21 protein-coding genes are annotated in these 19,654 nt (G+C 55.9%); 13 read left to right on the plus strand and 8 right to left on the minus strand.

The window, feature by feature from the left end:
• Window positions 1–38: 38 nt before the first annotated feature.
• Genes waaA through coaD form a run of 3 tightly spaced genes read left to right on the plus strand, consistent with a single transcriptional unit; the run spans window position 39 to window position 2,566 of the window.
• The gene (gene waaA / locus ACOTY9_RS18325) at window positions 39–1,313 is read left to right on the plus strand and encodes a lipid IV(A) 3-deoxy-D-manno-octulosonic acid transferase (protein WP_014881988.1); all 1,275 of its coding nucleotides are present in this window, start codon (window positions 39–41) and stop codon (window positions 1,311–1,313) included.
• Entirely contained in the window at window positions 1,313–2,083 is a 771-nt protein-coding gene (locus ACOTY9_RS18330; protein WP_059372041.1) for a glycosyltransferase family 2 protein, read from the plus strand. Before waaA ends, ACOTY9_RS18330 begins: the two co-directional genes overlap by 1 nt.
• A 3-nt stretch (window positions 2,084–2,086) precedes the next feature.
• Window positions 2,087–2,566: a pantetheine-phosphate adenylyltransferase gene (gene coaD / locus ACOTY9_RS18335; protein WP_014881986.1), complete on the plus strand. Its 480-nt coding sequence runs from the start codon at window positions 2,087–2,089 to the stop codon at window positions 2,564–2,566.
• A 2-nt stretch (window positions 2,567–2,568) separates the two neighbouring features.
• On the opposite strand, the gene mutM is transcribed toward coaD, so the two are convergent.
• The 4 genes from mutM to radC form a co-directional block, all read right to left on the minus strand.
• Window positions 2,569–3,378, minus strand: coding sequence for a bifunctional DNA-formamidopyrimidine glycosylase/DNA-(apurinic or apyrimidinic site) lyase (gene mutM, locus ACOTY9_RS18340; protein ID WP_014881985.1), 810 nt, complete (start codon window positions 3,376–3,378; stop codon window positions 2,569–2,571).
• A 72-nt stretch (window positions 3,379–3,450) separates the two neighbouring features.
• Window positions 3,451–3,618 (minus strand): 50S ribosomal protein L33, encoded by a 168-nt coding sequence (gene rpmG, locus ACOTY9_RS18345; protein ID WP_003024094.1) that lies wholly within the window; start codon window positions 3,616–3,618, stop codon window positions 3,451–3,453.
• Between the two features lie 22 nt (window positions 3,619–3,640).
• Window positions 3,641–3,877 (minus strand): 50S ribosomal protein L28, encoded by a 237-nt coding sequence (gene rpmB / locus ACOTY9_RS18350; RefSeq protein WP_002436699.1) that lies wholly within the window; start codon window positions 3,875–3,877, stop codon window positions 3,641–3,643.
• A 218-nt stretch (window positions 3,878–4,095) separates the two neighbouring features.
• On the minus strand, window positions 4,096–4,764 hold the full coding sequence (gene radC, locus ACOTY9_RS18355; RefSeq protein WP_059372042.1) for a RadC family protein: 669 nt from the start codon (window positions 4,762–4,764) through the stop codon (window positions 4,096–4,098).
• Between the two features lie 171 nt (window positions 4,765–4,935).
• Between radC and coaBC the strand changes: the two genes are divergently transcribed.
• The 3 genes from coaBC to slmA all read left to right on the plus strand — a co-directional run bounded on the left by coaBC (window position 4,936) and on the right by slmA (window position 7,300).
• Window positions 4,936–6,147 (plus strand): bifunctional phosphopantothenoylcysteine decarboxylase/phosphopantothenate--cysteine ligase CoaBC, encoded by a 1,212-nt coding sequence (gene coaBC, locus ACOTY9_RS18360; protein WP_348566041.1) that lies wholly within the window; start codon window positions 4,936–4,938, stop codon window positions 6,145–6,147.
• Window positions 6,125–6,583: a dUTP diphosphatase gene (gene dut, locus ACOTY9_RS18365; RefSeq protein ID WP_015570042.1), complete on the plus strand. Its 459-nt coding sequence runs from the start codon at window positions 6,125–6,127 to the stop codon at window positions 6,581–6,583. Before coaBC ends, dut begins: the two co-directional genes overlap by 23 nt.
• A gap of 120 nt (window positions 6,584–6,703) precedes the next feature.
• Complete coding sequence (gene slmA, locus ACOTY9_RS18370) at window positions 6,704–7,300, plus strand: nucleoid occlusion factor SlmA (protein WP_014881982.1); 597 nt, start codon at window positions 6,704–6,706, stop codon at window positions 7,298–7,300.
• Window positions 7,301–7,384: 84 nt separating this feature from the next.
• Here slmA and pyrE read toward each other — a convergent pair whose 3' ends face one another.
• Window positions 7,385–8,026, minus strand: coding sequence for an orotate phosphoribosyltransferase (pyrE, locus tag ACOTY9_RS18375; protein ID WP_023331719.1), 642 nt, complete (start codon window positions 8,024–8,026; stop codon window positions 7,385–7,387).
• 65 nt (window positions 8,027–8,091) lie between these two features.
• A complete protein-coding gene (gene rph, locus ACOTY9_RS18380) occupies window positions 8,092–8,808 on the minus strand; it encodes a ribonuclease PH (protein WP_048996469.1) in 717 nt (238 codons plus the stop codon).
• A gap of 125 nt (window positions 8,809–8,933) precedes the next feature.
• Here rph and ACOTY9_RS18385 point away from each other — a divergent pair, with 125 nt between their 5' ends.
• Window positions 8,934–9,797 (plus strand): YicC/YloC family endoribonuclease, encoded by an 864-nt coding sequence (locus tag ACOTY9_RS18385; protein WP_008502687.1) that lies wholly within the window; start codon window positions 8,934–8,936, stop codon window positions 9,795–9,797.
• Between the two features lie 206 nt (window positions 9,798–10,003).
• On the plus strand, window positions 10,004–10,621 hold the full coding sequence (locus ACOTY9_RS18390; protein ID WP_023331717.1) for a trimeric intracellular cation channel family protein: 618 nt from the start codon (window positions 10,004–10,006) through the stop codon (window positions 10,619–10,621).
• Between the two features lie 2 nt (window positions 10,622–10,623).
• On the opposite strand, the gene ligB is transcribed toward ACOTY9_RS18390, so the two are convergent.
• On the minus strand, window positions 10,624–12,294 hold the full coding sequence (gene ligB / locus ACOTY9_RS18395) for an NAD-dependent DNA ligase LigB (RefSeq protein ID WP_336228328.1): 1,671 nt from the start codon (window positions 12,292–12,294) through the stop codon (window positions 10,624–10,626).
• A 251-nt stretch (window positions 12,295–12,545) separates the two neighbouring features.
• Between ligB and gmk the strand changes: the two genes are divergently transcribed.
• Genes gmk through recG form a run of 5 tightly spaced genes read left to right on the plus strand, consistent with a single transcriptional unit; the run spans window position 12,546 to window position 18,412 of the window.
• Window positions 12,546–13,169 carry a guanylate kinase gene (gmk, locus tag ACOTY9_RS18400; RefSeq protein ID WP_348566020.1) on the plus strand — a complete coding sequence of 208 codons (624 nt, stop codon included), beginning with the start codon at window positions 12,546–12,548 and terminating at the stop codon, window positions 13,167–13,169.
• Between the two features lie 54 nt (window positions 13,170–13,223).
• The gene (gene rpoZ / locus ACOTY9_RS18405) at window positions 13,224–13,499 is read left to right on the plus strand and encodes a DNA-directed RNA polymerase subunit omega (RefSeq protein WP_000135058.1); all 276 of its coding nucleotides are present in this window, start codon (window positions 13,224–13,226) and stop codon (window positions 13,497–13,499) included.
• 19 nt (window positions 13,500–13,518) lie between these two features.
• Window positions 13,519–15,633 (plus strand): bifunctional GTP diphosphokinase/guanosine-3',5'-bis pyrophosphate 3'-pyrophosphohydrolase, encoded by a 2,115-nt coding sequence (spoT, locus tag ACOTY9_RS18410; RefSeq protein WP_014881976.1) that lies wholly within the window; start codon window positions 13,519–13,521, stop codon window positions 15,631–15,633.
• A 4-nt stretch (window positions 15,634–15,637) separates the two neighbouring features.
• Window positions 15,638–16,327 carry a tRNA (guanosine(18)-2'-O)-methyltransferase TrmH gene (gene trmH, locus ACOTY9_RS18415; RefSeq protein WP_014881975.1) on the plus strand — a complete coding sequence of 230 codons (690 nt, stop codon included), beginning with the start codon at window positions 15,638–15,640 and terminating at the stop codon, window positions 16,325–16,327.
• Between the two features lie 3 nt (window positions 16,328–16,330).
• Window positions 16,331–18,412, plus strand: coding sequence for an ATP-dependent DNA helicase RecG (recG, locus tag ACOTY9_RS18420; protein ID WP_032629793.1), 2,082 nt, complete (start codon window positions 16,331–16,333; stop codon window positions 18,410–18,412).
• A gap of 2 nt (window positions 18,413–18,414) precedes the next feature.
• Here recG and gltS read toward each other — a convergent pair whose 3' ends face one another.
• Entirely contained in the window at window positions 18,415–19,617 is a 1,203-nt protein-coding gene (gltS, locus tag ACOTY9_RS18425) for a sodium/glutamate symporter (RefSeq protein ID WP_014881973.1), read from the minus strand.
• Between the last annotated feature and the right edge of the window lie 37 nt (window positions 19,618–19,654).

Genomic DNA, 19,654 nt, shown 5'->3' on the forward strand with positions numbered 1-19,654 from the left:
TAGAATTTCCCGGCCGAAACTAAAAAACGGATAATCGCTTGGAATTGTTGTATACCGCCCTGCTCTACATCATTCAGCCACTGGTGTGGCTGAGACTGTTGCTTCGTAGCCGTAAAGCGCCTGCGTATCGTAAACGCTGGGCTGAGCGCTATGGCTTTTGCCGCAATAAAGTCGCTCCGGACGGTATTCTGCTGCATTCCGTTTCTGTTGGTGAAACGCTGGCAGCGATCCCACTGGTTCGCGCCCTGCGTCACCGCTACCCGTCGCTGCCCATCACCGTCACGACGATGACCCCGACCGGCTCAGAGCGCGCGTTATCCGCCTTTGGCAAAGACGTTCATCACGTCTACCTCCCTTACGATCTGCCCTGCGCCATGAATCGTTTCCTGAATACCGTTCGCCCGAAACTGGTGATCGTGATGGAAACTGAACTGTGGCCGAACATGATTTCCGCCCTGCATGCCCGTAAAATTCCACTGGTGATTGCCAACGCGCGCCTGTCAGAGCGCTCAGCGAAAGGCTACGGCAAGCTGGGTAAATTTATGCGCCGTCTCCTGAGCAAAATCACCCTGATTGCCGCGCAGAATGAAGAAGATGCCGCACGCTTTATCGCGCTGGGCCTGAAACGCAACCAGCTTGCGGTAACGGGCAGCCTGAAATTTGATATTTCTGTTACCCCTGAACTCGCCGCCCGCGCGATCACGCTGCGTCGCCAGTGGGCCCCGCGTCGTCAGGTCTGGATTGCAACCAGTACCCATGATGGCGAAGAAGAGATCATCCTGCAGGCGCACCGCAAGCTGCTGGAAAAATTCCCTGATTTACTGCTGATCCTCGTTCCCCGCCATCCGGAGCGTTTTAAAGATGCCCGTGAAATGGTGCAGAAAGGCGGCTTCAGCTTCACCTTGCGCAGCAGCGGTGAGATCCCTTCCGGCAGCACCCAGGTGGTGATTGGCGATACCATGGGCGAGCTGATGTTGCTGTACGGCATTGCCGACCTCGCCTTTGTCGGCGGCAGCCTGGTGGAACGCGGCGGCCATAACCCGCTCGAGCCAGCTGCGCACGCCATTCCGGTGCTGATGGGTCCGCACACGTTTAACTTCAAAGATATCTGCGCCAAATTGCAGCAGGCCGATGGTTTAATTACCGTGACCGACGCGGACTCCGTAGTCAAAGAGGTGTCGACCCTTCTGACTGACGAAGATTATCGTCTGTGGTACGGTCGCCATGCCGTCGAAGTGCTGCATCAGAACCAGGGCGCACTCACCCGTCTTCTGCAGCTTCTGCAACCTTATCTGCCTCAGCGGAGCCACTAATGTCAACGCGTCTGTCGGTCGTGATGATCGCCAAAAACGCCGCCGACCTGCTTCCGGACTGCCTGGCTTCGATCGCCTGGGCTGACGAAATCGTCGTCCTTGACTCCGGCAGCACGGACAACACGGTGGACGTTGCCCGCGCAGCGGGTGCAAAGGTCTTTATCAATACGGACTGGCAAGGCTATGGCATCCAGCGCCAGCGCGCGCAAAAGTATGCTACCGGTGATTACGTGTTGATGATCGACACCGACGAGCGTGTCACCCCGGAACTCCAGCAAGCCATTCAGACCGTGCTTGCCGCACCGCAGCCCGAAGCGGTCTACAGCATTGCCCGTCGTAACTATTTCCTGGGCCGTTTTATGCGCCACAGCGGCTGGTATCCAGACCGCGTAATGCGCCTCTATGAGCGCGAGCGCTATCAGTACAACGACAACCTGGTCCATGAGTCACTGGCCTGCGACAACGCCCGGCTGATCCCCCTGACGGGCGATTTGCTACACCTGACCTGCCGCGATTTCGCCAGCTTCCAGCGTAAACAGCTCAGCTATGCCACTGCGTGGGCGCAGGAACGCCACCAGCGCGGCAAGAAGGCCACGCTGACCGGCATCTTCACCCACACGCTGGGCGCGTTTCTGAAAACGTTGCTGCTGCGTGGCGGGGTGCTGGACGGTAAGCAGGGCTGGTTACTGGCGGTGGTGAATGCCCAGTATACTTTCAACAAATACACCGAGCTGTGGGCGCTCTGCCGCGGCTACTCAGAGAAAACGTGAGCCATGAGCACAAAAGCGATTTATCCGGGTACCTTCGATCCGATCACCAACGGTCATCTTGATATCATCACCCGTGCGGCGTGCATGTTCGACACGGTGATTCTGGCGATTGCCGCCAGTCCCAGCAAGAAACCCATGTTTGACCTCGACGAGCGTGTTGCGCTTGCCCGCGATGCGATTGCACACCTGCCGAATGTAGAGGTAGTGGGCTTCAGCGACCTGATGGCAAACTTCGCCCGTGCCCAGCAGGCAAACATCCTGATTCGCGGGTTACGCGCGGTGGCAGACTTCGAGTATGAGATGCAGCTGGCGCACATGAACCGCCACCTGATGCCGGAACTGGAAAGCGTATTCCTGATGCCGTCCAAAGAGTGGTCCTTTATCTCGTCCACGCTGGTAAAAGAGGTGGCTCGCCATCATGGGGACGTTACCCACTTCCTGCCGGTAAACGTCCACCAGGCGTTGCTAGAAAAGCTAAAGTAGCGCTATTTCTGACACTGACGGCAGTAGAACGTGGCGCGCTGTGCGTGCTTCGTGGCAATAACTGGCGTTCCGCAGACTCTGCATGGCTCGCCTTTACGGCCATACACCTGCAGCTCCTGAGCAAAATAGCCCGGCTTGCCGTCGCTTTGCAGGAAATCCTTCAGCGTGGTTCCGCCCTGCTCAATCGAGCGCAGCAATACCGCTTTAATCACTCTGACCAGCAGTTCGCACTCCTGAGCCGACAGTGAAGAGGCCAGCCGATCGGGATGGATCCCGGCGGCAAACAGCGATTCGCTGGCATAGATATTCCCCACGCCGACCACCAGCTTGTTATCCATCAGCCAGGGCTTAATCGGGCTCTTCTTCTTCGCGCACTTCGCTTTCAGGTATTCCGCATTAAACGCGTCTGAGAGCGGCTCCGGGCCCAGATGCGCCAGCACGTTGTGCCCGTCCAGCTCTTTAGTCCACAGCCACGCGCCAAAGCGCCGTGGGTCGGTGTAACGCAGCACTTTGCCGTTGCTCATCACCAGATCGACGTGGTCGTGCTTTTCCGCGGGCAGTTCTTCAGTAAGGATGCGCAGGCTCCCGGACATCCCCAGATGGATGATAATCCAGCCGTCAGGCAGCTCCAGCAGCAGGTATTTCGCGCGGCGCTGCACGCTAAGCACGGGTTTATCGCTTAACGCGTGGATCTCATCGGACACAGGCCAGCGCAGACGTCCATTGCGAACGACAGCATGAAGAATCGTCGCGCCGACCAGATGGGGCTCAATGCCGCGGCGGCTGGTCTCTACCTCAGGTAATTCAGGCATGGTTCCTCCGTTGAGATGCAGAATGCAAAAAACCCCGCAGTTGCGGGGTTTTTCAATACAAGGAGGCTAAAATTATTTGATTTTAGCTTCTTTGTACAGTACGTGCTGGCGTACAACTGGATCGAATTTTTTCAGTTCCAGTTTTTCCGGCTTAGTACGTTTGTTCTTCGTGGTGGTGTAGAAGTGACCTGTACCAGCAGAAGAAACCAGCTTGATTTTCTCGCGAATACCTTTAGCCATGATTTATTTCCTCTTTAAGTACTTAGTACTTTTCGCCACGGGCACGCAGTTCAGACAGAACTGTATCGATGCCTTTCTTATCAATTACACGCATACCTTTAGCAGATACACGCAGGGTGACAAAACGCTTCTCGCTCTCAACCCAGAAACGGTGAGAGTGCAGGTTCGGCAGGAAACGGCGTTTAGTCGCGTTCAGTGCGTGGGAACGGTTGTTACCGGTCACCGGACGCTTGCCAGTAACTTGGCAGACTCGGGACATGTCTATTCTCCAAAAATCAAATTAGCTCGAGCTTCGTATGGGGTATCGGCGCCTCGTCAGGCTTTACAGCCCGGTCATCGCATAGTTCTAAGTGAACTCTCGATTGCCAGGCCCAAATGCCAAACCCGAGATTCTCAAAGGTGGCGTAGTATACGCTGACTCGGCGGTGTGCTCAAGTCCCGAACAGACAAAGATCCCGATGGATCGCCAGAAATAGCCTAAATCCAGCCATGTTCGGCAAAAGAAAGGTACTCTCCGCGGCCAATTATCAGATGATCCAGCACACGAATGTCCATGAATTGACAGCATTTGATAATGCGCTCGGTCATTTCTTTGTCAGCTCTGCTCGGTTCTGCACAGCCAGAGGGGTGATTATGCGCGAGGATCACGCCCGCTGCATTCACTTTTATCGCTTCGCGCACAATTTCACGCGGATGTACCTCAACATGGTTCAGGGTACCTGAAAAAAGATGGCTGTGTTTCAGTACCCGGTTCCTGTTGTCGAGAAAGATCACCATAAAGATCTCGCGTTCAACATCGGTTAACTGACTTTGCAGGAATTCACGCGTCATCGCTGGCGTCAGGATCGGCGCCTCCTTCTCCATGCGGACATTGTTAAAACGGCGGGCCAGCTCGGCAATCGCCCTCAGCTGAGCATATTTCGCCACGCCGATCCCGCCAATATGCTTAAACTGCACCAGGTCGGCGGTCAGCAAGCCATACAGTGAACCGAAATGAGCGATCAGCTCTTTTGCCAGCGTAAAGACCGTTTTCCCCGGGGTCCCGGTACGCAAAAAGAGCGCCAGCAGCTCATCGTCTGTTAATGGGGTGACGCCGTTGCGCAGCAACTTTTCGCGCGGCAGCAGCAGTTCATCCTCTTCTTCCATGCTCTTTCTCCCTTTTTACCCACATGCTGCCACAGGCCAGTCAGGCACTCGACGGCCTCGTATCGTTCTTGCGTAGCGCCTCGCAAAGTGAGCTAAGGACAAAATCACCGCGCTCAGGGGATTGTGATAAAATGCCCGCTCTCTGGTGAAACCCAACAGGAAAGAATCATGATGAGCCTGGCCGGTAAAAAAATCGTTCTTGGCGTAAGCGGCGGTATTGCTGCCTATAAAGCGCCGGAGCTGGTGCGTCGTCTGCGCGAGCGCGGGGCGGATGTGCGGGTCGCGATAACCGAAGGCGGCAAAGCCTTTATCACTCCCCTGAGCCTGCAGGCCGTTTCAGGGTACCCGGTATCTGACAGCCTGCTCGATCCGGCCGCCGAAGCCGCAATGGGCCATATTGAGCTTGGTAAATGGGCAGACCTCGTGATTCTTGCCCCTGCCACGGCTGATTTGATTGCCCGAGTGGCGGCCGGTATGGCGAACGATTTGGTTTCAACCATATGCCTCGCTACACCTGCCCCGGTCGCCGTTGTGCCTGCGATGAACCAGCAGATGTACCGTAACGCTGCCACCCAGCATAATCTGGAGACGCTGGCATCACGCGGCCTGCTTATCTGGGGTCCAGACAGCGGCAGCCAGGCCTGCGGCGATGTGGGCCCGGGTCGCATGCTTGATCCACTGATGATTGTCGACATGGCCGCAGCCCATTTTTCACCTGTCAACGATCTGCAACATCTCAACATCATGATTACCGCGGGCCCTACGCGCGAGCCGCTGGACCCGGTGCGTTACATCACTAACCACAGTTCCGGCAAAATGGGTTTTGCCATTGCCGCCGCCGCAGCAAAACGCGGCGCCAACGTCACGCTGGTAAGCGGTCCGGTCTCGTTGCCTACGCCGCCTTTTGTGCAGCGCATTAACGTCACCACCGCCCTGGAGATGGAAGCCGCCGTGCAGGCTCATGCGCAAAGCCAGCAGATTTTCATCGGTTGTGCGGCCGTGGCAGACTACCGCGCTGAGACCATCTCTGATGCGAAAATCAAAAAGCAAGGCGATGAATTAACGCTAAAAATGGTGAAAAACCCGGACATTGTTGCCGGTGTCGCCGCACTAAAAAACCATCGTCCTTACGTTGTTGGGTTTGCCGCAGAAACGAATAATGTGGAAGAATATGCCCGGCAAAAACGTACGCGCAAAAACCTCGATTTAATCTGCGCGAACGATGTATCGCTGGCCACGCAAGGATTTAACAGCGACAGCAACGCACTGCACCTTTTCTGGCAGGATGGAGATAAAATCTTACCGCTTGAGCGCAAGGAACTCCTGGGCCAACAATTACTGGACGAGATCGTTACCCGTTATGATGAAAAAAATCGACGTTAAGATTCTGGACCCGCGTGTTGGCGAGCAATTCCCGCTGCCAACCTATGCCACCTCCGGCTCTGCCGGACTTGACCTGCGCGCCTGTCTCGATGACGCCGTAGAACTGGCTCCGGGTGCCACCACCCTGATCCCGACGGGCCTGGCCATTCACATTGCTGACCCGTCTCTGGCGGCAGTCATCCTGCCACGCTCTGGCCTTGGCCATAAGCATGGCGTTGTGCTGGGCAACCTGGTTGGTCTGATCGACTCCGACTATCAGGGTCAACTGATGGTTTCCGTCTGGAACCGTGGTCAGGACAGCTTCACCATTGAACCGGGCGAGCGTATCGCGCAGATGGTCTTTGTGCCGGTGGTTCAGGCAGAATTTAACCTGGTGGCAGATTTTGACGCCACCGACCGTGGCGAAGGCGGCTTCGGCCATTCCGGGCGCAAATAAACGCCCAACAAACACGTATCTCACAGCGCCATAATGCAATAACAAACCGCAAACGTCCGTTTGCGGTCGCTGTGTGGATGCCAGCCTGGCAAGTGCTTATTTTCAGGGGTATTTTGTAACATGGCAGAAAAACAAACCGCGAAAAGGAATCGTCGCGAAGAAATACTTCAATCTCTGGCTCTGATGCTTGAATCCAGCGATGGCAGTCAACGCATCACCACCGCTAAACTGGCCGCCTCTGTAGGCGTGTCTGAGGCGGCGCTGTACCGTCATTTCCCCAGCAAAACCAGGATGTTCGACAGCCTGATTGAGTTTATTGAAGACAGCCTGATCACACGCATCAACCTGATTCTGAAAGACGAAAAAGACACCACCGCGCGTCTGCGTCTGATTGTGCTGTTAATTCTGGGCTTTGGTGAACGTAACCCGGGCTTGACCCGTATCCTCACTGGCCACGCGCTGATGTTTGAGCAGGACAGGCTACAGGGCCGCATTAATCAGCTTTTCGAACGTATTGAAGCGCAGCTGCGCCAGGTACTACGCGAGAAGAAAATGCGTGAAGGCGAAGGATACACGATGGATGAGACATTGCTGGCAAGCCAGATCTTAGCGTTTTGTGAAGGTATGCTCTCACGCTTTGTCCGTAGCGAATTTAAATACCGTCCAACGGACGATTTTGACGCCCGCTGGCCGCTCGTCGCCGCTCAGTTGCAATAACTCCGGTGCCGGATGACGGCTTCGCCTTATCCGGCCTGCGGGTGGTGTAGGCCCGGTAAGCGGTAGCGCCACCGGGCAATTCAGCTACACGCCAAACTCTTCGCGATATGCACGCACCGCAGCCAGATGGTCCGCCATCTCAGGCTTCTCTTCCAGATACGCAATCAGCTCTTTCAGGGTAATGATAGAGGTCACTTTGCAGCCGTAATCACGCTCAACTTCCTGGATAGCAGAGATATCGCCGCGCCCACGCTCCTGACGATCCAGAGAAATCAGTACGCCAGCCAGCGTCGCGCCGTGAGCCTGGATAATCTCCATCGATTCACGAATCGCAGTGCCTGCGGTGATCACATCGTCCACCAGCATCACGCGGCCCTGCAGTGCACTGCCGACCAGGTTACCGCCTTCACCGTGGGTTTTAGCCTCTTTACGGTTAAAGCAGTACGGCACGTCGCGATCGTGATGTTCCGCCAGCGCTACTGCGGTGGTGGTCGCAATCGGAATGCCTTTGTAGGCCGGGCCAAAAAGCAGGTCAAAATCAATTCCGGAATCCATCAGCGCTTCGGCATAGAAACGACCCAACAGCGCCAGATCGCGCCCGGTATTAAACAGCCCGGCGTTAAAGAAATAAGGGCTCTTACGACCGGATTTCAGCGTAAACTCGCCAAACTTAAGGACCTGTTTATTAATCGCAAACTCAATAAACTGGCGCTGATACGATTTCATGGATTCGCTCCTTTGGTTTCAGTCTTGCAGGCAAAAAAAAGGCGACTCATTGGTCGCCTTTAAAATCAATCTTCTAACGCCGCTTTCTGCGACGTGACAATAGATTCGATTCCCCCTCGGGCCAGAGCCAGCAGGGTAAGAAGTTCTTCATGGGTGAACGGCTCGCCTTCCGCCGTACCCTGTACCTCAATGATGCGACCATCTTCGGTCATCACTACGTTCATGTCGGTCTCGGCGGCGGAATCTTCGACGTATTCCAGATCGCACAGCGCTTCACCGTTAACGATACCCACGGAAACCGCCGCAACCATACCTTTCATTGGGTTGGTTTTCAGCTTACCGGCTGCAACCAGTTTGTTCAGGGCATCGGCCAGCGCCACACAGGCACCGGTAATGGACGCGGTACGCGTGCCGCCATCAGCCTGAATCACGTCGCAGTCGAGCGTAATCGTAAATTCACCGAGAGTTTTCAGGTCCACAGCGGCGCGTAGCGCACGCGCGATCAGACGCTGAATTTCCATGGTACGGCCACCCTGCTTACCCTTCGCCGCTTCACGGGCGTTACGGGTGTGGGTCGCGCGCGGCAGCATGCCGTATTCTGCGGTGATCCAGCCCTGGCCCTGGCCTTTCAGGAAACGCGGAACACCTTCTTCGATGGACGCGGTGCACAGTACTTTGGTGTCACCAAACTCAACCAGCACGGAACCTTCAGCGTGTTTTGTATAGTTACGGGTCAGGGTGACGGGACGCACCTGATTGGCGCTACGACCTGATGGACGCATGATGGATTCTCCGGCTTGAAACGAATGTGGCTGCGCATTATACGGATAAAGGACGCTTATTCCTATCCTGAGAAGCCCCCGAAAGCTATAATCCCCCCATCTCTCCTTTAAAAACGGGAATGTCTATGATCCGCAGTATGACCGCCTACGCCCGGCGTGAAATCAAGGGTAGCTGGGGTAGCGCTACCTGGGAAATGCGCTCGGTAAACCAGCGCTATCTGGAAACATATTTCCGTATGCCGGAGCAGTTCCGCAGCCTCGAGCCCGTTGTACGCGAGCGCATCCGTACTCGTCTGACGCGCGGTAAAGTGGAATGTAACCTGCGTTTTGAGCCTGATGCCAGTGCGCAGGGCGAACTGATCCTGAATGAAAAACTGGCTAAACAGCTCGTGAATGCGGCGAACTGGGTCAAAATGCAAAGTGATGAAGGCGAAATCAACCCGGTTGATATTCTGCGCTGGCCTGGCGTCATGGCTGCCGGTGAGCAGGATCTGGATGCCATCGCCGCCGAAATCCTTGCCGCCCTCGACGGTACCCTGGATGACTTTATCGTGGCCCGCGAAACCGAAGGCCAGGCGCTGAAAGCGATGATTGAGCAGCGTCTTGAAGGCGTAAGCGCCGAAGTGGCAAAAGTCCGCACCCATATGCCGGAAGTGCTGCAATGGCAGCGCGAGCGTCTGGTAGCCAAACTGGAAGAAGCGGAAGTTCAGCTGGAAAACACCCGTCTGGAACAAGAGCTGGTGCTGATGGCGCAGCGTATTGACGTTGCCGAAGAGCTGGATCGTCTGGAAGCACACGTGAAAGAGACCTACAACATCCTGAAGAAGAAGGAAGCGGTAGGCCGCCGCCTCGACTTTATGATGCAGGAGTTCAACCGCGAGTCGAACACCCTGGCATCTAAGTCGATCAATGCTGAAGTAACCAACTCAGCGATCGAGCTGAAGGTGCTGATTGAGCAGATGCGTGAGCAAATCCAGAATATCGAGTAATCGCTTTCAGGTGGTGTCCGCTGGACACCACCCATTAGTATTTTTAATCCGAATTTCCACCCACTCTCCTTCCTTACCTCCATTTATCAGGCCCCTTTAAGGGAAATGAATAAATTTTTATAGCGCAAAGGGATTCACCTTAGAAAATCTCAATCGTGATCTTGCGCACAAATCGCTAACCTGCCCGCGTTCTGACCGGAGGGTATATGCTGCTTCACACTCTTTATCTTATTGGTATCACCGCAGAAGCCATGACCGGCGCACTTGCAGCCGGACGACGCCGCATGGACACCTTCGGCGTGATCATTATTGCCACCGCGACCGCGCTGGGCGGCGGATCCGTGCGCGATATCCTGCTTGGCCATTACCCTCTCGGCTGGGTTAAACACCCTGAGTATGTGATTATTGTGGCAACAGCCGCCGTGTTAACCACCATTGTGGCACCCGTTATGCCCCATCTGCGCCGTCTGTTTCTGGTGCTGGATGCGCTGGGGCTGATTGTCTTTTCGATCATCGGAGCACAAATAGCGCTCGATATGGGTGAAGGACCAGTTATCGCCACCATTGCTGCTGTAGTCACGGGGGTGTTCGGCGGCGTACTGCGCGATATGTTCTGTAAACGCATTCCCCTGGTCTTTCAAAAAGAGCTTTATGCCGGCATTTCCTTCGCCGCGGCGGTGCTCTACATCGCCCTGCAGCATTATGTTTCTAACCATGATGTGGTGGTTATCTCTACGCTGCTGTTTGGCTTTACGGCCCGCATGCTGGCGCTGCGTCTGAAGCTGGGACTGCCCGTGTTTCACTATAAGCACGGCGTACACTGATCTCAGAAACCGTTGATGTGCTGCCGGGCAAGCCACCGGACCAGCACATCAATCTCTGGTGCATTTATCCAGCTCACGATCTGCCGCGTCCTCTCTTCCCCCGTACCCGGCAAGGCCTGCCACGCCTTTGCGCTGCGTTCACGCATCTGTTGCCATGACATATCCCCCAACGCCTTCAGCGAGGCTTGTGGCAATGGCGCACCCAACGCCATCATCCAGTGGATAAAAGGTTGTTCACGTACCAGGTTGAAGCGATGCCAGAGCGCCAGCCCCCGCGCTGGAGAAAACCCCGGCGTAGACTGGAGCTGCGCCTGCGTTAAGAGCAGCCATGAGAAGAGATGTTCAAAACGATGCGCCTGCCAGAGTGTTCGCCAGCCTGACTCGCCTAATCCTTCAATGTTGAATACCTGCTTAGAACTGAGCCACGTCAACCGGGCGAAGAACTGTTCCATACACTCTGGCGAAGCATAAAAACAGCTCAGGGAGTGAAAACGCGAGGCCGGTGGTTCTGGTTTTTGTCTGTCCGTCCCTCGCCAGATAACCTTATCAAACCGTGGGATACCCTGCCCGGCAAGGCTCACCTGGATCTGATCGCCAGGGGCAATATCCAGCCTCTGCCAGCGTCCAACCGACCCCAGGCTCACCCGCTGTACCTGTTTATCATCCAGTTGCACCGGCTCCAGCGCCGCCACGACGGAAATTTTACCCGTACGCCCAACTGAAAAATGAATATCCCTGACCTCAGCAACCTGCGCAACTGGCGGATATTTCCACGCCATGACCCAGTTGCCTTCGCCAGGCAGCCAGCGCTCCCCTGAAGGCGACTCCGCGGACCGAACCACAATGCCATCCGTGGCAAAGGGTAATGCTGTGTTTTGCCAGGCCAAACGCTGCTTTTCAACTTCATCAACCGTTCGGGCGGGCAAAGTATAGGGCGCCGTCAGGGAAAACCCTGCTCCGGACAGCGCAGAAAGCATACTTTCCATCTCTTTCGGACCATCCGGCCAGGCCCAGATAAATATTCCTGTCTGGTTCAGAAGCGCACCGTCGTTCTGCCGCATCATCGCCCCCGCCACTTTTGCGCGTGCATTCATTCCGCCCATCTGCCGCTGAATATGATTCTCGCGCATCCAGAAAAGCTCCCCCTGCAGGACGCTGTTTGCCAGCGCGCCGGATACCTCTTTAGGCACTGACGGAATCAAACGCACGCGAGCGGTCCAGTCCTCACCTTTTAACCCATTACCGCGACTGATAGCCTGGGCGAGCTTTCCGTTGCGATACACCAGCGTCACCGCCACGCCGTCGACTTTTGGCTGCATCCAGAGATTTTTCTGGCCTCGCATCCACTGACCTAGCGCTTCTTTGCTGGCGGCCTTATGCACCCCCGTATGGGCAACAGGATGTTTTACGCTTCCCGTCAGCGCAGGTAAGGTGTTCTCTGAGAGATCATGGCCAAAACAGCGCTGCCACTGGGCTAAGCGTCCGTTGAGCTGGTCGTATACCTCGTCGTTGACCTCGCTGACGCCCTGCTTCCAGTAGGCTTCATCCCAGCGTTTGATCTGTGCGCTTAAGGATGCAATCTCTTTTCCGGCTTTAGCCTGTGACCACACCGGACACACCGCCGCCCCATAACCACACCACAACAGCATTAACCCGCTTATCCATCGCCACATCGCTACCCCTCCTTTGCAATGCCGGAGGTATAACCTGACGTGAGAAACATGGCTAATAACAACTTCTCATCATGCGAGACGCTATCCAGTATTCATTTTTATTGCAGCAAACCGCGGGTAAAACCTGAAAACGGTACGCAAAATTCAATAATCCAGGGGAAAAAGTGTGACAAAGGCTACGTCACACTGCGCCGACGTGTATAATAAGCCCGTATGTAGGACTTCTTCGCTAACACATACAAAAGACTCTCATGGCTCAAGGCACGCTTTATATTGTTTCTGCCCCTAGTGGCGCGGGTAAATCCAGCCTTATTCAGGCACTGTTAAAAACCCAACCGTTGTACGACACACAGGTATCTGTTTCTCACACCACGCGTAAGCCGCGTCCGGGTGAAGTGCACGGTGAACACTATTTCTTTGTGGATCACGACGAGTTCAGAGCGATGATCGCCAGGGATGCGTTTCTTGAACACGCTGAAGTGTTTGGTAACTACTACGGTACCTCGCGTGAAACCATTGAGCAGGTTCTGGCCACGGGCGTGAATGTCTTCCTGGATATCGACTGGCAGGGCGCACAGCAAATTCGTAAGAAAATGCCGGAGTCACGCAGTATCTTTATTTTACCGCCATCGAAAGATGAGCTGGATCGCCGTCTGCGTGGCCGTGGTCAGGACAGCGAAGACGTGATTGCAAAGCGTATGGCCCAGGCAGTTGCAGAAATGAGCCATTACGCGGAATATGATTACCTTATTGTGAATGATGATTTTGATGCCGCGCTGAGCGATCTCAAAACCATCCTTCGCGCAGAACGTCTGCGTATGAGCCGCCAGAAGCAGCGACATGACGCATTAATCACCAAACTGTTGGCAGACTGAACCCACTTTCAGTATCATGCCCAGTCATTTCTTCACCTGTGGAGCATTTTAAGTATGGCACGCGTAACTGTTCAGGACGCTGTAGAGAAAATTGGTAACCGTTTTGACCTGGTACTGGTCGCCGCGCGTCGCGCTCGTCAGATGCAGGTAGGCGGTAAAGATCCGCTGGTACCGGAAGAAAACGATAAAACCACCGTTATTGCACTTCGCGAAATCGAAGAAGGTCTGATCAACAACCAGATCCTCGACGTGCGTGAGCGCCAGGAGCAGCAAGAGCAGGAAGCCGCAGAACTGCAGGCCGTAACCGCCATTGCTGAAGGTCGTCGTTAATTAAACCTGCGGGTCGCCCTTGTATCTGTTTGAAAGCCTGAATCAACTGATTCAAACCTACCTGCCTGAAGACCAGATTAAGCGTCTTCAGCAGGCGTATCTCGTTGCACGTGACGCTCACGAGGGCCAGACACGTTCAAGCGGTGAACCCTACATCACGCACCCTGTTGCGGTAGCCTGCATTCTGGCCGAGATGAAACTCGACTACGAAACGCTGATGGCTGCGCTGCTGCATGACGTGATCGAAGATACCCCTGCCACCTACCAGGATATGGAACAGCTGTTTGGCAAAAGCGTTGCCGAACTGGTGGAAGGGGTCTCTAAGCTTGATAAGCTGAAATTCCGCGACAAGAAAGAGGCGCAAGCCGAAAACTTCCGCAAGATGATTATGGCGATGGTGCAGGATATCCGCGTCATTCTCATCAAACTCGCTGACCGTACCCACAACATGCGCACGCTGGGCTCACTTCGCCCGGACAAGCGTCGCCGCATTGCTCGTGAAACCCTGGAAATTTACAGTCCGCTGGCGCACCGTTTAGGTATTCACCACATTAAAACCGAGCTGGAAGAGCTGGGTTTTGAAGCGTTATACCCGAACCGCTATCGCGTCATTAAAGAGGTGGTGAAAGCCGCACGCGGTAACCGTAAAGAGATGATTCAAAAGATCCTCTCGGAAATTGAAGGGCGTTTACAGGAAGCGGGTATTCCGTGCCGCGTCAGCGGTCGCGAGAAACATCTGTACTCGATTTACTGCAAAATGGTGCTCAAAGAGCAGCGTTTTCACTCGATCATGGATATTTACGCGTTCCGCGTGATCGTCCACGATGCCGATACCTGCTATCGCGTGCTGGGGCAGATGCACAGCCTCTACAAACCGCGTCCGGGGCGCATGAAAGATTACATCGCCATTCCAAAAGCGAACGGCTATCAATCTTTGCATACCTCGATGATCGGTCCACACGGCGTGCCTGTCGAAGTGCAGATCCGCACCGAAGACATGGACCAGATGGCAGAGATGGGTGTCGCCGCGCACTGGGCGTATAAAGAGCACGGTGGCGAAAGCAGCACGACTGCACAGATCCGCGCCCAGCGCTGGATGCAGAGCCTGCTGGAACTGCAGCAGAGTGCGGGTAGCTCCTTTGAATTTATCGAGAGCGTGAAATCCGATCTCTTCCCGGATGAGATTTACGTTTTCACCCCAGAAGGTCGCATTGTCGAACTGCCTGCGGGCGCAACGCCGGTCGACTTTGCTTACGCAGTACATACCGATATCGGGCATGCCTGCGTGGGCGCACGCGTCGACAGACAGCCTTACCCGCTGTCTCAGCCGCTCTCCAGCGGCCAGACGGTAGAAATTATTACCGCACCGGGCGCACGCCCGAACGCGGCCTGGTTGAACTTTGTGGTGAGCTCCAAAGCGCGCGCCAAAATCCGCCAGTTGCTGAAAAACCTCAAGCGCGACGACTCCGTCAGCCTGGGACGCCGTCTGCTCAACCACGCGTTGGGCGGTAGCCGTAAGCTGGCTGAAATTCCACCAGAGCATATCCAGCGCGAACTCGACCGCATGAAGCTCACGTCTCTGGACGATCTGCTGGCGGAAATTGGTCTCGGTAACGCCATGAGCGTCGTGGTGGCGAAAAACCTGCAGCAGGGCGAAGCGATACCTTCTGCTCCAGGCGCATCCGGCCACGCTCATCTGCCAATCAAAGGCGCGGACGGGGTGCTGATCACCTTCGCAAAATGTTGCCGTCCAATACCAGGTGACCCGATTATTGCGCACGTCAGCCCCGGTAAAGGGCTGGTTATCCACCATGAATCCTGTCGTAACATTCGCGGCTACCAGAAAGAAGCCGAGAAGTTTATGGCGGTCGAGTGGGACAAAGAGACGGCGCAGGAATTTATCACCGAAATTAAGGTGGATATGTTCAATCACCAGGGTGCCCTGGCAAACCTGACGGCAGCGATCAACACGGCCTCGTCCAACATTCAGAGCCTGAATACGGAAGAAAAAGACGGCCGCGTTTATAGCGCCTTTATTCGTCTGACCGCCCGCGACCGCGTGCATCTGGCGAATATTATGCGCAAGATCCGCGTCATGCCGGACGTGATTAAAGTTACCCGAAACCGAAACTAGGTTTATGAATTCACAACGTTATACACGTATCTGCGAAATGCTCGCCAGGCGTCAGCCTGACCTGACGGTCTGCATGGAGCAGGTTCATAAGCCTCATAACGTCTCTGCTATCGTTCGTACCGCAGACGCCGTCGGCGTGCATGAAGTGCACGCCGTCTGGCCGGGCACCCGCATGCGAAACATGGTGTCTGCTGCCGCAGGCAGCAACAGCTGGGTGTCCGTCAAAACGCATCAGACGATTGGTGAAGCCGTATCGCACCTGAAAGGCCGCGGTATGCAGGTTCTTGCGACTCACCTTTCTGCTAAAGCTGTGGATTTCCGCGAGATCGACTACACCCGCCCAACCTGCATTTTGATGGGGCAGGAGAAAACCGGGATCACCCAGGAAGCGCTGGATCTGGCGGATCAGGACATCATCATCCCGATGATCGGTATGGTTCAGTCCCTGAACGTGTCGGTTGCCTCTGCGCTGATTCTGTATGAAGCGCAGCGCCAGCGCCAGAACGCCGGAATGTACGAGCGCAGCAACAGTATGCTGCCGGAAGAGGAACAGCAGCGCCTGCTGTTTGAAGGCGGTTATCCGGTGCTGGCTCGCGTCGCGAAGCAGAAAAAATTGCCTTACCCCCACGTCAACGCGCAGGGCGAAATTGAAGCCGATGCCGAGTGGTGGTCCACCATGCAGTACGCCGGGTAACTGATGAAAGGCCGCCTGCTGGATGCCATTCCGCTCAATAGCCTGACGGGCGTGGGCGCGGCGCAAAGCAGTAAGCTGGCAAAAATTGGCCTGCATACCGTGCAGGATCTCCTCCTGCACCTCCCTCTGCGTTACGAAGACCGCACTCAGCTCTACAAAATTGGCGATCTGCTGCCTGCCATTTACGCCACCGTTGAAGGCGAAGTCCTGAACTGCAACATCACGTTTGGTGGACGCCGGATGATGACCTGTCAGATCAGCGACGGTACCGGCATTCTCACCATGCGTTTTTTCAACTTCAGCGCAGCGATGAAAAACAGCCTGGCGACAGGCCGCCGAGTGCTGGCCTATGGCGAAGCCAAACGCGGTAAATACGGCGCAGAGATGATCCACCCGGAGTACCGCGTGCAGGGCGACCTCAGCACACCGGAACTGCAGGAGACGCTTACGCCGGTTTACCCGACGACTGAAGGCATTAAGCAGGCAACGCTGCGTAAACTCACCGATCAGGCGCTGGAGCTGCTGGATACCTGCGCGATTACCGAACTTCTGCCCCCCGAGCTGGCACAGGGCATGATGAGCCTGCCCGAGGCACTGCGCACACTGCATCGTCCACCACCCACATTACAGCTCAGCGATTTAGAAAGCGGCAAACATCCCGCACAACGGCGTCTTATCCTTGAGGAATTACTGGCACATAACCTGAGCATGCTGGCGCTTCGCGCAGGCGCGCAGCGTTTCCACGCTCAGCCGTTAAGCCAGAATGATGCGCTCAAAGATAAGCTGCTGGCCTCTCTGCCGTTTAAGCCGACCGGCGCACAAGCGCGCGTAACGGCCGAGATTGAACGCGATATGGCCCTCGACGTGCCGATGATGCGCCTGGTGCAGGGCGACGTCGGGTCCGGTAAAACGCTGGTTGCCGCCCTGGCAGCACTGCGCGCGATTGCCCACGGTAAACAGGTGGCGCTGATGGCGCCGACCGAGCTGCTGGCTGAACAGCACGCCAATAATTTCCGCGCCTGGTTCGCGCCGCTCGGGATTGAGGTAGGCTGGCTTGCCGGGAAGCAAAAAGGCAAAGCGCGTCTTGCGCAGCAGGAAGCCATCGCCAGCGGCCAGGTGCAGATGATTGTCGGCACACACGCTATCTTCCAGGAGCAGGTACTGTTTAACGGCCTTGCGCTGGTGATTATCGACGAACAGCACCGCTTCGGCGTGCATCAACGTCTGGCGCTGTGGGAAAAAGGGCTGCAGCAGGGCTTCCATCCGCATCAGCTGATCATGACCGCCACGCCAATCCCGCGCACCCTGGCGATGACCGCCTATGCCGATCTGGATACCTCCACCATCGATGAACTGCCGCCGGGGCGTACGCCGGTCACGACGGTCGCCATACCGGATACGCGCCGCAGCGATATCATCGACCGCGTGCGCAACGCCTGTACCCACGAAGGGCGTCAGGCCTATTGGGTCTGCACCCTGATTGAAGAGTCAGAACTGCTTGAAGCGCAGGCTGCTGAAGCAACGTGGGAAGAGCTAAAGCTGGCGCTGCCGGAGCTAAACGTGGGTCTGGTTCACGGGCGCATGAAGCCTGCCGAAAAACAGGCGGTGATGCAGGCGTTCAAACAGGGTGAGCTGCATTTACTGGTCGCGACGACGGTTATTGAAGTGGGCGTCGACGTCCCCAACTCCAGCCTGATGATCATCGAAAACCCGGAGCGTCTTGGCCTTGCTCAGCTCCACCAGCTGCGTGGGCGCGTTGGGCGTGGCGCAGTGGCCTCCCACTGCGTGCTGCTCTATAAAGCGCCGCTCTCAAAAACTGCCCAGATGCGTTTGCAGGTGCTGCGCGACAGCAACGACGGTTTTGTGATTGCACAAAAAGACCTTGAGATACGCGGCCCGGGCGAATTGCTGGGCACGCGTCAGACGGGAAATGCCGAATTTAAGGTGGCGGATTTGCTGCGCGATCAGGCCATGATCCCGGAAGTTCAGCGCCTCGCACGCCATATTCATGAACGCTACCCCGAACAGGCGGCAGCGTTAATTGAGCGCTGGATGCCGGAAACCGAGCGCTATTCCAACGCCTGATTTCAGGCAAACATCGGCAGCATCAGGTACAGCTTAATCACCAGCGCGTTGACGATATCAATAAAGAACGCCCCGACCATTGGCACCACCAGAAACGCCATGTGCGATGGCCCAAACCGTTCGGTGATCGCCTGCATGTTGGCAATAGCCGTTGGGGTTGCCCCCAGACCAAACCCGCAGTGACCCGCTGCCAGCACCGCTGCATCGTAGTTTTTCCCCATCAGGCGCCAGGTCACGAACATGGCGTACAGCGCCATAAACAGTGCCTGCACCGCCAGAATCGCCACCATCGGCAGCGCCAGCGAGGCCAGCTCCCACAGTTTGAGGCTCATCAGCGCCATCGCCAGGAACAGCGACAGACAGACGTTTCCGAGCACCGATACCGCACGTTCAAACACGCGGTAGAAGCCCATCAGCGCCAGACCGTTGCTCAGAATGACCCCGATAAACAACACGCAGACAAAGGTCGGAAGTTCAAACGCGGTACCCGCCAGCCATTGCGCAACCACTTTGCCCACGGTCAGGCAGATGGCAATCATCGCGATGGTTTCAATCAGTACCAGCGAGGTGATGCTGCGCCCGACATCCGGCTTTTCGAACGCGGTGGGCACCATTTCATCGTCCGGTCTGCCATTCGGCGTGGTGGAATGTTTAACGAGATAACGGGCCACCGGGCCGCCAATCAGGCCACCCAGCACCAGACCAAAGGTTGCGCAGGCCATCGCCACTTCCGTTGCGTTTTCAAAGCCGTAACGCTCGATAAACAGCTTACTCCACGCGGCTCCAGTACCATGGCCGCCTGACAGGGTAATCGAACCCGCCAGCAGACCCATCAGCGGATCCAGCCCCAGCAGCGTCGCCATGCCGATGCCAATGGCGTTTTGCATCAGCAGCAGTCCCACCACGACAATCAGAAATACGCCGAGCACCTTACCGCCAGAGCGCAGGCTCGCCAGGTTGGCGTTCAGGCCGATGGTGGCAAAGAAGGCCAGCATCAGCGGATCTTTCAGGGACATATCAAAATCAATTTCCCAGCCCATGCTTTTTTTCAGTACCAGCAGGGCCAGCGCCACCAGCAAACCACCGGCGACAGGTTCAGGAATGGTGTACTTTTTCAGAAAGGAAACACTGTGTACCAGCTTGCGACCAAGCAGCAGAACCAGCGTTGCGGCAACAAGGGTCGACAACGTATCGAGATGAATCATAAAAGGCTCCTGTTATGCGCGTGTTCCATACACACGC

The organism is Enterobacter cloacae complex sp. SHL012 (genome assembly GCF_049237505.1).
Classification (GTDB): Bacteria; Pseudomonadota; Gammaproteobacteria; order Enterobacterales; family Enterobacteriaceae; genus Enterobacter; species Enterobacter kobei.

Bases quoted from the DNA above. Each gene is read 5' to 3' on its own strand.
- rpoZ (WP_000135058.1), top strand. From the start codon at position 13,224: ATGGCACGCGTAACTGTTCAGGACGCTGTAGAGAAAATTGGTAACCGT.
- coaD (WP_014881986.1), top strand. From the start codon at position 2,087: ATGAGCACAAAAGCGATTTATCCGGGTACCTTCGATCCGATCACCAAC.
- dut (WP_015570042.1), top strand. From the start codon at position 6,125: ATGATGAAAAAAATCGACGTTAAGATTCTGGACCCGCGTGTTGGCGAG.
- slmA (WP_014881982.1), top strand. From the start codon at position 6,704: ATGGCAGAAAAACAAACCGCGAAAAGGAATCGTCGCGAAGAAATACTT.
- trmH (WP_014881975.1), top strand. From the start codon at position 15,638: ATGAATTCACAACGTTATACACGTATCTGCGAAATGCTCGCCAGGCGT.
- gltS (WP_014881973.1), bottom strand. From the start codon at position 19,617: ATGATTCATCTCGATACGTTGTCGACCCTTGTTGCCGCAACGCTGGTT.
- ligB (WP_336228328.1), bottom strand. From the start codon at position 12,294: ATGTGGCGATGGATAAGCGGGTTAATGCTGTTGTGGTGTGGTTATGGG.
- radC (WP_059372042.1), bottom strand. From the start codon at position 4,764: ATGGAAGAAGAGGATGAACTGCTGCTGCCGCGCGAAAAGTTGCTGCGC.
- rpmB (WP_002436699.1), bottom strand. From the start codon at position 3,877: ATGTCCCGAGTCTGCCAAGTTACTGGCAAGCGTCCGGTGACCGGTAAC.
- ACOTY9_RS18385 (WP_008502687.1), top strand. From the start codon at position 8,934: ATGATCCGCAGTATGACCGCCTACGCCCGGCGTGAAATCAAGGGTAGC.
- gmk (WP_348566020.1), top strand. From the start codon at position 12,546: ATGGCTCAAGGCACGCTTTATATTGTTTCTGCCCCTAGTGGCGCGGGT.
- ACOTY9_RS18390 (WP_023331717.1), top strand. From the start codon at position 10,004: ATGCTGCTTCACACTCTTTATCTTATTGGTATCACCGCAGAAGCCATG.
- recG (WP_032629793.1), top strand. From the start codon at position 16,331: ATGAAAGGCCGCCTGCTGGATGCCATTCCGCTCAATAGCCTGACGGGC.
- ACOTY9_RS18330 (WP_059372041.1), top strand. From the start codon at position 1,313: ATGTCAACGCGTCTGTCGGTCGTGATGATCGCCAAAAACGCCGCCGAC.
- rph (WP_048996469.1), bottom strand. From the start codon at position 8,808: ATGCGTCCATCAGGTCGTAGCGCCAATCAGGTGCGTCCCGTCACCCTG.
- pyrE (WP_023331719.1), bottom strand. From the start codon at position 8,026: ATGAAATCGTATCAGCGCCAGTTTATTGAGTTTGCGATTAATAAACAG.
- mutM (WP_014881985.1), bottom strand. From the start codon at position 3,378: ATGCCTGAATTACCTGAGGTAGAGACCAGCCGCCGCGGCATTGAGCCC.
- coaBC (WP_348566041.1), top strand. From the start codon at position 4,936: ATGAGCCTGGCCGGTAAAAAAATCGTTCTTGGCGTAAGCGGCGGTATT.
- rpmG (WP_003024094.1), bottom strand. From the start codon at position 3,618: ATGGCTAAAGGTATTCGCGAGAAAATCAAGCTGGTTTCTTCTGCTGGT.